Source organism: Bacillus sp. GMa5/1 (genome assembly GCF_050172015.1).
GTDB classification, from domain to species: Bacteria; Bacillota; Bacilli; order Bacillales; family Bacillaceae_G; genus Bacillus_A; species Bacillus_A cereus.
This window is the reverse complement of sequence record NZ_JBNLYC010000398.1, coordinates 1-1,368: the sequence shown is the minus strand read 5'-3', so window position 1 is coordinate 1,368 and position 1,368 is coordinate 1. Positions and strand designations below refer to the sequence as shown.

The window sequence follows — 1,368 nt, the reverse complement described above, 5'->3', positions numbered from 1 at the left end:
CATATTATATGGTTAAGTCCTCGATCTATTAGTATTCGTCAGCTCCACATGTCACCATGCTTCCACCTCGAACCTATCAACCTGATCATCTTTCAGGGATCTTACTAGCTTACGCTATGGGAAATCTCATCTTGAGGGGGGCTTCATGCTTAGATGCTTTCAGCACTTATCCCTTCCGCACATAGCTACCCAGCTATGCCCTTGGCAGAACAACTGGTACACCAGCGGTGCGTCCATCCCGGTCCTCTCGTACTAAGGACAGCTCCTCTCAAATTTCCTACGCCCACGACGGATAGGGACCGAACTGTCTCACGACGTTCTGAACCCAGCTCGCGTACCGCTTTAATGGGCGAACAGCCCAACCCTTGGGACCGACTACAGCCCCAGGATGCGATGAGCCGACATCGAGGTGCCAAACCTCCCCGTCGATGTGGACTCTTGGGGGAGATAAGCCTGTTATCCCCGGGGTAGCTTTTATCCGTTGAGCGATGGCCCTTCCATGCGGAACCACCGGATCACTAAGCCCGACTTTCGTCCCTGCTCGACTTGTAGGTCTCGCAGTCAAGCTCCCTTATGCCTTTGCACTCTACGAATGATTTCCAACCATTCTGAGGGAACCTTTGGGCGCCTCCGTTACACTTTAGGAGGCGACCGCCCCAGTCAAACTGCCCACCTGACACTGTCTCCCGGGTCGATAAGACCCGTAGGTTAGAATTTCAATACAGTCAGGGCGGTATCCCACCAGCGCCTCCACCGAAGCTAGCGCTCCGGTTTCAATGGCTCCCGCCTATCCTGTACAAACTGTACCAAAATTCAATATCAGGCTACAGTAAAGCTCCACGGGGTCTTTCCGTCCTGTCGCGGGTAACCTGCATCTTCACAGGTACTATAATTTCACCGAGTCTCTGGTTGAGACAGTGCCCAAATCGTTACACCTTTCGTGCGGGTCGGAACTTACCCGACAAGGAATTTCGCTACCTTAGGACCGTTATAGTTACGGCCGCCGTTTACTGGGGCTTCAGTTCAGAGCTTCGCTTACGCTAACCCCTCTCCTTAACCTTCCAGCACCGGGCAGGTGTCACCCCCTATACTTCGCCTTACGGCTTCGCAGAGAGCTGTGTTTTTGCTAAACAGTCGCTTGGGCCTATTCACTGCGGCTTTCCGTTAAGAAAGCACCCCTTCTCCCGAAGTTACGGGGTCATTTTGCCGAGTTCCTTAACCAGAGTTCTCTCGCACACCTTAGGATTCTCTCCTCGCCTACCTGTGTCGGTTTGCGGTACAGGCACCTTTTATCTCGCTAGAAGCTTTTCTTGGCAGCGGGGAATCAAAGACTTCGCTCCATAAGGAGCTTCCCCATCACAGCTCAGC

General features: G+C 53.1%; 1 rRNA gene. It reads right to left on the bottom strand.

What is annotated here, in order from left to right:
- Positions 1–8: 8 nt before the first annotated feature.
- Positions 9–1,368 (bottom strand): 23S ribosomal RNA (locus ACQGSG_RS28930); the annotation flags it as partial.